Genomic DNA, 6,738 nt, shown 5'->3' with positions numbered 1-6,738 from the left:
GCAAATATATATATTTTTATAATCATCAAAGATTTCAAAAGAAATTAAATAACCTGAGTCCATATAAATATAGAACTCAGGTTGCTTAGTTACGCTTTTTAAATACTGTCTACTTGACAGGGGTCACTGCATTTTGGATAGTCTCTATTTTGCTTTGTGCGTGTTTTTATCGTGAATAAGACTGTGGACGAAAAATATTTTTTTCAAGCCTTTTGAATATAATTTCTGAAAGAACTCATATATAATAGAAAAAGATACTTAACATAGTGAATAATTAAAGAGTCAATATATATAAAGAGGAGAGAGTAACATGCTTGAAAATACGGGGTTAGTATTAGAAGGCGGCGGTATGCGTGGTGTATATACTGGTGGGATACTAGAATACTTTATGGAAAAAGATTTATATTTTCCGTATGTAATCGGTGTATCAGCTGGTGCTTGTCATGCAGCGTCGTATCTTTCCAGGCAAAGAAATAGAAATAAGACAGTAAATATTGATTATGCATCACATCCGAAATATTTATCGTATAAAAACTTGTGGAAAAAACGTCAGTTATTTGATATGGATTTCATTTTTCATGAAATTCCAGAAAAACATGTCCCATTTGATTTTGACACATACTTTAATAGTTCAGAGCGTTTTCTTGTAGGCACAACAGATTGTGAAACAGGACAACCGGTTTATTTTGAAAAAGAGGGAACGAATGCTGATGCGCTAAATTTATTGCGAGCATCTAGTTCATTACCCTTCATTGCACCAGTAGTAGATTACCGTGGTAAGCAGTTGTTAGATGGCGGGATTTCTGATCCGATTCCAGTTCGTAAAGCGCAATCGGATGGTTTTAAAAAATCAGTCGTTATTTTAACGAGAAACCATGGTTACGCGAAGAAAAAATCAAAGTTTGGCTGGGTTGCTGCGAAAGCTTATAAAAAGTATCCGAACCTTGTAAATACGATGCTAACTCGTTATGAAGTGTATAATGAAACACTTCACTACATTGAAAAAGGAGAGCAAGCTGGTAATTTATTTGTTATTAGACCAGAAGTGCCGCTTCAAGTAGATCGTATGGAAAAAGATAAGGCAAAATTACAAAGTTTATATGAACAAGGTTATGAAGATGCAAAGAGACAGTTTGCAGATTTACAAGCGTTTTTGCAAAAATAAGTATTAGGCTGTGGAGAAGGAGTTCTCCGCAGTCTTTTTTTATTATTGGTTTTGAATGTCGAATGACATTTTAGAAACGGTTATAAATGTTTTTGTATATGGTATAATATGGATAAAAAATGCGAAGGGGGATACATATGGAAAATGTATATAAAGGGCTTAGACATACTGGATTTACCATGTTGCTTATTTTTGGCGGTGTATTTTTACTTCGCTGGCTCATTCATGATGAAATATTATTGGATCAGCTTATTGGTTTTAGTGTAGGGATGGTAATGGTTATTTCATCAGTTTTCATTCAAATGTATAGTAAAGAATTACAGGTAAATGAGAAATATTAAAGGTTTCTAATCTCTTTTAAGTAGTTTGGTTGTAGAGGAGGCTTTCGTATGATTTTCTTGTTTGCTGTATATTTTGTTTTTATTATGACATTGTTAATTACATTTCTTCTTTCTAAAAAATCATATAAGAAGCCGTTTATTAAATATATACCAACGTTCATATTGTTCATTTTAGCTTTCATTTCTTCTGTTATATTTGTATTTAATAACGGAATGGGAGAGCTGATGATAGCAGTCTTCTTAGGACTTGTAGCAGTAGCGAACTTTCTCTTACTACTTGCGTTAAAAGTAGTTCGTATGATTGTTGCAAAAGGAAAGTAGAGCATCGGAATTTGATGCTCTACTTTTTTATTTATAAAAAAATCCCTCACAAAGAGGGATTTTAATGTGGTAAGAATACCAATTGATAAGCAAACAAAATTCCAAATAAATATATAAGTGGATGAACAGCGCGGAATTGTCCTTTTGCCACTTTCATAAGTGGGTATGAAATAAATCCAAGTGCAATCCCTGTTGAAATACTTGATGTAAGTGGCATGCTTAAGATTACTAAGAATGCTGGGAATGCTTCATCGAATGTGTCCCAATCAATATATCGAACTGAACCCATCATAAGACTACCAACGATAATTAATGATGGTGCTGTAATAGCTGATACGCCAGAAACAGCGCTCACTAAAGGTCCGAAGAATGCTGCTACTGCAAATAGTACAGCTACTGTAACGGTTGTTAAACCAGTACGTCCACCAGCTGCAACACCAGCAGATGATTCAATGTAAGCTGTTGATGGTGTTGTTCCGAACATAGCTCCAATTGTTGCTGAGAATGAGTCAGATAGAAGAGCTCGTCCTGCTTTTGGAAGCTTTCCGTCTTTCATAAATCCGCCTTGTTGTGCAACGCCAAGCAGTGTACCTGTTGTATCAAATAGTGTAACAAGGAAGAATGAGAACACAACGCCGTATAATCCGTAGTTAATTACATCAGATACAGCAGTAATTGGATTTGCAACGATAATTCCTTCTGGTAATCCAGGTATTGACGTAACGCCATTTGAAAATGTTAATTGACCTGTGAAGTAAGCGATAATCCCAGTTAATAACATTCCGATAAATAGTGCCCCGTTTATATTTAAAGACATAAGGATAATTGTAATTCCAAGACCAGCTAATGCTAGTAAAACAGGAGGGGAATGAAGATCACCAAGTCCAACTAAGTTAGAGTCATGTTGGGTTACAATTCCTGTTAAGCGTAAACCGATAAAAGCGATAAAAAGACCGATACCAGCAGTAAGTGCATGTTTTAAGTTTTCAGGAATTACTTCCATTAATTTTGTACGGAATGATGTAAATGATAACAAAATTAAAATCATACCTGCTACGAATACAGCAGAGAATGCAATTGCGAAAGTCATGCCTTCATGAGCTTTTACAACAGAGTAAGAGAAGTAAGCATTTAATCCCATACCTGGTGCAATTGCGATTGGTAAGTTTGTAAAGAGCGCCATAAATAATGTTCCGACAACAGCAGCGATAATTGTTGCTGTAAATGCTTGTTCGAATGGAACACCTGCATCACCAAGGATGACAGGGTTTACGACAATAATATATGCCATTGTTAAGAAGGTAATAATACCCGCCATAATTTCAGTTTTAATAGAAGTTTTATGTTTTGAAAGGTTAAACATATAAACATCCTTTCTGTTTACGAATGATTTTCACAACAGTTATATATAATATTCGTTTTTTGTGCATTTTGCAATAGTTTTGCATAAAAAGTTTACAACAATTCATATTTTGTGTCTTAAATTCGAATATTAACCGTATGGTTGCTTGTGAATCGCGGTTTTTTAATGTGTAAGTAGTTTTTATAATTGTGCACATTATAAGAGAAAAGGAGTTGAAGGAAGTTATGCCGCAGCAAAAAAACTTTTTAACAATGCCAGCGCAGCATCAAAATAAACAGCCTGGTATTGAATCGTTAATGAATCCTCTTCCAAAGTTTGAAGATCCAAATTATAAAGGAAGCGAAAAGTTAAAAGGAAAGAATGTACTAATTACAGGAGGAGATAGTGGAATTGGACGAGCTGTTTCCATCGCTTTTGCAAAAGAGGGAGCAAATATCGCGATTGCTTACTTAGATGAAGATGAAGATGCAAATGAGACGAAACAGCGTGTTGAAAAAGAAGGCGTGAAGTGTGTGTTGTTGCCGGGGGATTTAAGTAATGAACAACATTGTAAAGATATTGTGGAAGAGACTGTTTCAAAGCTAGGCAGTTTAAATATTGTTGTGAATAACGTCGCACAGCAATATCCGCAGCAAGGCTTAGAGTACATTACAGCGGAACAGCTAGAAAAAACATTCCGTATTAATATTTTTTCTTATTTTCATGTTACAAAAGCAGCACTTCCTCATTTAAAGCAAGGTGATGTCATTATAAATACGGCATCTATCGTTGCGTATGAAGGAAATGAAATGTTGATCGATTATTCTGCAACGAAAGGAGCGATTGTAGCTTTTACAAGATCGCTTTCTCAGTCGTTAGTGCAAAAAGGTATTCGTGTAAATGGTGTGGCACCAGGACCAATTTGGACGCCACTTATCCCATCAAGTTTTGATGAGAAGAAAGTATCACAGTTCGGGAGTAATGTTCCGATGCAACGACCTGGTCAACCATATGAATTAGCGCCTGCGTATGTATATTTAGCGTCTAGTGATTCCACATATGTAACAGGGCAAATGATACATGTAAACGGAGGCGTTATTGTAAATGGATAGTTTTCATTTATAAGAGCAAAGTAAAGCTAATTGCATCTATTATCATACTAGTGCTAGGGAGGATGTAGATGAAGAAAGTATTGTTTATCGTAATCCTATTTTTCTGCCTACCAGCTAGCGCTTTTGCTAATACAGATCATTTGATTTTAGTGAATCTTACGACGAATCAGCTATCTTTTTTTGAAGATGGAAACTATACGAGAACATTTCCAATAACGACTGGAAGGGACAGTACCCCGACGCCTGAAGGGAATTTTTGTATTATAACTAAATATAAAAATAAGGACTATCATCGAAAGAAAATAGCTGGGGGTGCACCGAACAATCCTCTCGGTACAAGGTGGCTTGGACTAGATGAAAAAGAGTATGCGATTCACGGGACAAATAGGGAATGGACAATTGGAAGTAGGGAATCAAATGGTTGTATTCGCATGCATGACCGGGATATACAATGGCTATATGACAGAGTACAATTACAGACAAAAGTAATCATTTCTCGTTTTCATACGAGCCCTGAATATGAAGCGAATAAGCTGGGTTACCGCGTTGTGAGCTGGAATGGTCGTAAAGTAGAAGAAGAGAAAATTGGAATGCTGACGTTAGTAGACCGTGTCGATATATATTGGCAAGAACCAAATGGGCAGCTAACAAAAGTGAAAACGGTATTACCGAATGAAAGGTATGCCGTGTATTCTAAACGAAAAGATGGAATATATTATATAGGAAACAATTTGTATATTGTAGATGAAACAGGAGAAAAAATTCGTTATGAGCAAATTCCTTCTTCGATTTTAAGTAATATATATAAACGGAAATACAATGTTCCGTAATGGCTACCGTATTATAGACGGTAGCTTATTTCTACTTGGAGTTTAACTGCAACTATTGTATTTTGCTGAATATAATACAGTACAGATTGGGGGCAGTTACGTTATGAAAAGTGAATTTGCGTTTAAAGTTTTCTTAGTAACGACCTGTTTATTTATCGTGTATTTGTATGCGTTTCTCGTCTTTTCTTTTTATGTTCCATATGTTGATTTAATATTGTTCTTCGGATTTATTTGGGCGTTTGTGAAAGCAAGGGAAGGGGAGAAGAGTATATACCGACGTATTACTTTGTGCGGGACGGTAGTTCTCGTTATTTTGTACTTTTTTATGATGCATGATTTTTGGAGAGGAATGTAAAAAAGCATACGATTAATCGTATGCTTTTATGTTTAATATTTTGGCTTAAATGTATGACAACAAGTCTCTACACTCGTTGTTACAGAACTTTCAAGCGTCTCGTTTGTTAAAGTAGCACCTGTATACGAACTGTTTTCAATTTGATCTGCTTCTTGTGCATCCGGTTGAACAACGATTGCACTTGCTTGACAAAAGTTACCTTGTCCCCAAAATGAGCAATTGGAAACAGAGCATTTCACTTCTGGCATAAAACCCCCTCCTTATACATTAGTGTGGGATTTTACGCCCATTTCATGTGTAGAAGGAGTTTCCTTTTCTCGTTATTTCTTCGTTTGTTCAAGCCATTCTTTTAATTTGTCTTTCGGTTGCTCACCGCTAATACGGCTCACTTCCTTGCCGTCTTTAAAATGAATGATTGTTGGAGTGCCTGTAATTTTATATTCATCCCAAGGAGCATCTAATTTTTCAATATCCATAACTTTCATATCAACATTTAAGTCTTTCGCCATTGGTACTACGATAGGAGATAACTTTTGGCAATGAACGCAAGATGTTTGATAAAAGTATACTGTTTCTTCTTTTTTCTCTTTTAAATTCTTTTGGAGATCTGAAAGAGAAATTTTGTTTGTGTAGTAGTCAGGACCGTCTGCTGGACTACTAGTAGTGTTATTAAGTTTTTGACTTGTCGATGCGTTTTTCTTTTCCATTTGTGTTACAGCAGTCAGTGCTGCGAACAAAGCGATAATAATACCGCCAAATATAAGTATTTTTTTCATTCTTTCATCTCCTTACTTGTTTTTGATTACAATAAAGCTACAAACAGCGATTGTGATAAAGCCGATAAGTGCTAAAAACGGGATTGTCACAAAGCCGAACCAGTTTATGTATTCTCCCGTACAAGGTACACGACCGCAAGCCGCCCCAGCAGCTGAAAATGCTGCGATTTTTTGAATTGCATAGTGATATAAAGAAATACAAGCACCAATACTTGCGATTGGTAAAGAATAACTTGCGATGCGATAGTCTTTTTTTACTACAGCGATACCGAGCCATAAAACGAATGGATACATAAAAATACGTTGATACCAACAAAGGACACAAGGCTCAAATTTCATGATTTCGGAAAAGTATAGACTTCCTAATGTAGCGATAAAAGAAGCTCCCCACGCGGTAAGTAAAGCATATTCTTGCTTTTTTTCTCGTCCCATATTTTATACCTCTCTTATAATAGTTACATACTAAATTATAGTATGAAGTAGTACAGAAAAGAAA

The 6,738-nt window shown here is 35.6% G+C and carries 11 protein-coding genes; 7 read left to right on the top strand and 4 right to left on the bottom strand.

Features of this window, described 5'->3' with window-relative positions:
• Positions 1–8 precede the first annotated feature (8 nt).
• The 4 genes from MR065_RS27725 (at position 9) to MR065_RS10195 (ending at position 1,827) form a co-directional block, all read left to right on the top strand.
• On the top strand, positions 9–89 hold the full coding sequence (locus MR065_RS27725) for an IS3 family transposase (RefSeq protein ID WP_363331823.1): 81 nt from the start codon (positions 9–11) through the stop codon (positions 87–89).
• A gap of 221 nt (positions 90–310) precedes the next feature.
• The gene (locus MR065_RS10205) at positions 311–1,165 is read left to right on the top strand and encodes a patatin-like phospholipase family protein (RefSeq protein ID WP_242213556.1); all 855 of its coding nucleotides are present in this window, start codon (positions 311–313) and stop codon (positions 1,163–1,165) included.
• A 137-nt stretch (positions 1,166–1,302) separates the two neighbouring features.
• Positions 1,303–1,506 carry a hypothetical protein gene (locus MR065_RS10200; protein ID WP_242213555.1) on the top strand — a complete coding sequence of 68 codons (204 nt, stop codon included), beginning with the start codon at positions 1,303–1,305 and terminating at the stop codon, positions 1,504–1,506.
• Positions 1,507–1,554: 48 nt separating this feature from the next.
• Positions 1,555–1,827: a sugar ABC transporter ATPase gene (locus tag MR065_RS10195; RefSeq protein ID WP_242213554.1), complete on the top strand. Its 273-nt coding sequence runs from the start codon at positions 1,555–1,557 to the stop codon at positions 1,825–1,827.
• A 61-nt stretch (positions 1,828–1,888) separates the two neighbouring features.
• On the opposite strand, the gene MR065_RS10190 is transcribed toward MR065_RS10195, so the two are convergent.
• A complete protein-coding gene (locus MR065_RS10190; protein WP_242213553.1) occupies positions 1,889–3,190 on the bottom strand; it encodes an NCS2 family permease in 1,302 nt (433 codons plus the stop codon).
• Positions 3,191–3,414: 224 nt separating this feature from the next.
• On the opposite strand from MR065_RS10190, the gene MR065_RS10185 reads away from it, so the two are divergent.
• The 3 genes from MR065_RS10185 (at position 3,415) to MR065_RS10175 (ending at position 5,466) form a co-directional block, all read left to right on the top strand.
• The gene (locus MR065_RS10185) at positions 3,415–4,281 is read left to right on the top strand and encodes an SDR family oxidoreductase (protein ID WP_242213552.1); all 867 of its coding nucleotides are present in this window, start codon (positions 3,415–3,417) and stop codon (positions 4,279–4,281) included.
• A 68-nt stretch (positions 4,282–4,349) separates the two neighbouring features.
• On the top strand, positions 4,350–5,111 hold the full coding sequence (locus tag MR065_RS10180) for a L,D-transpeptidase (RefSeq protein WP_242213551.1): 762 nt from the start codon (positions 4,350–4,352) through the stop codon (positions 5,109–5,111).
• A 103-nt stretch (positions 5,112–5,214) separates the two neighbouring features.
• On the top strand, positions 5,215–5,466 hold the full coding sequence (locus MR065_RS10175) for a hypothetical protein (RefSeq protein WP_000834197.1): 252 nt from the start codon (positions 5,215–5,217) through the stop codon (positions 5,464–5,466).
• 32 nt (positions 5,467–5,498) lie between these two features.
• Here the strand turns inward: MR065_RS10175 and MR065_RS10170 are convergent, their stop codons facing one another.
• From MR065_RS10170 to MR065_RS10160, 3 genes are all read right to left on the bottom strand, one after another.
• Complete coding sequence (locus MR065_RS10170) at positions 5,499–5,714, bottom strand: DUF1540 domain-containing protein (protein WP_001115399.1); 216 nt, start codon at positions 5,712–5,714, stop codon at positions 5,499–5,501.
• A 72-nt stretch (positions 5,715–5,786) separates the two neighbouring features.
• Positions 5,787–6,242: a thioredoxin family protein gene (locus tag MR065_RS10165; protein ID WP_098989350.1), complete on the bottom strand. Its 456-nt coding sequence runs from the start codon at positions 6,240–6,242 to the stop codon at positions 5,787–5,789.
• A gap of 12 nt (positions 6,243–6,254) precedes the next feature.
• Complete coding sequence (locus MR065_RS10160; RefSeq protein ID WP_000532269.1) at positions 6,255–6,674, bottom strand: disulfide formation protein C; 420 nt, start codon at positions 6,672–6,674, stop codon at positions 6,255–6,257.
• Positions 6,675–6,738: the final 64 nt, after the last annotated feature.

It is taken from the genome of Bacillus cereus group sp. BfR-BA-01383 (assembly GCF_022663495.1).
Taxonomy (GTDB): domain Bacteria; phylum Bacillota; class Bacilli; order Bacillales; family Bacillaceae_G; genus Bacillus_A; species Bacillus_A cereus_AU.
The sequence above is the reverse complement of the archived record's forward strand: the minus strand, read 5'-3'. Positions and strand labels throughout refer to the sequence as shown.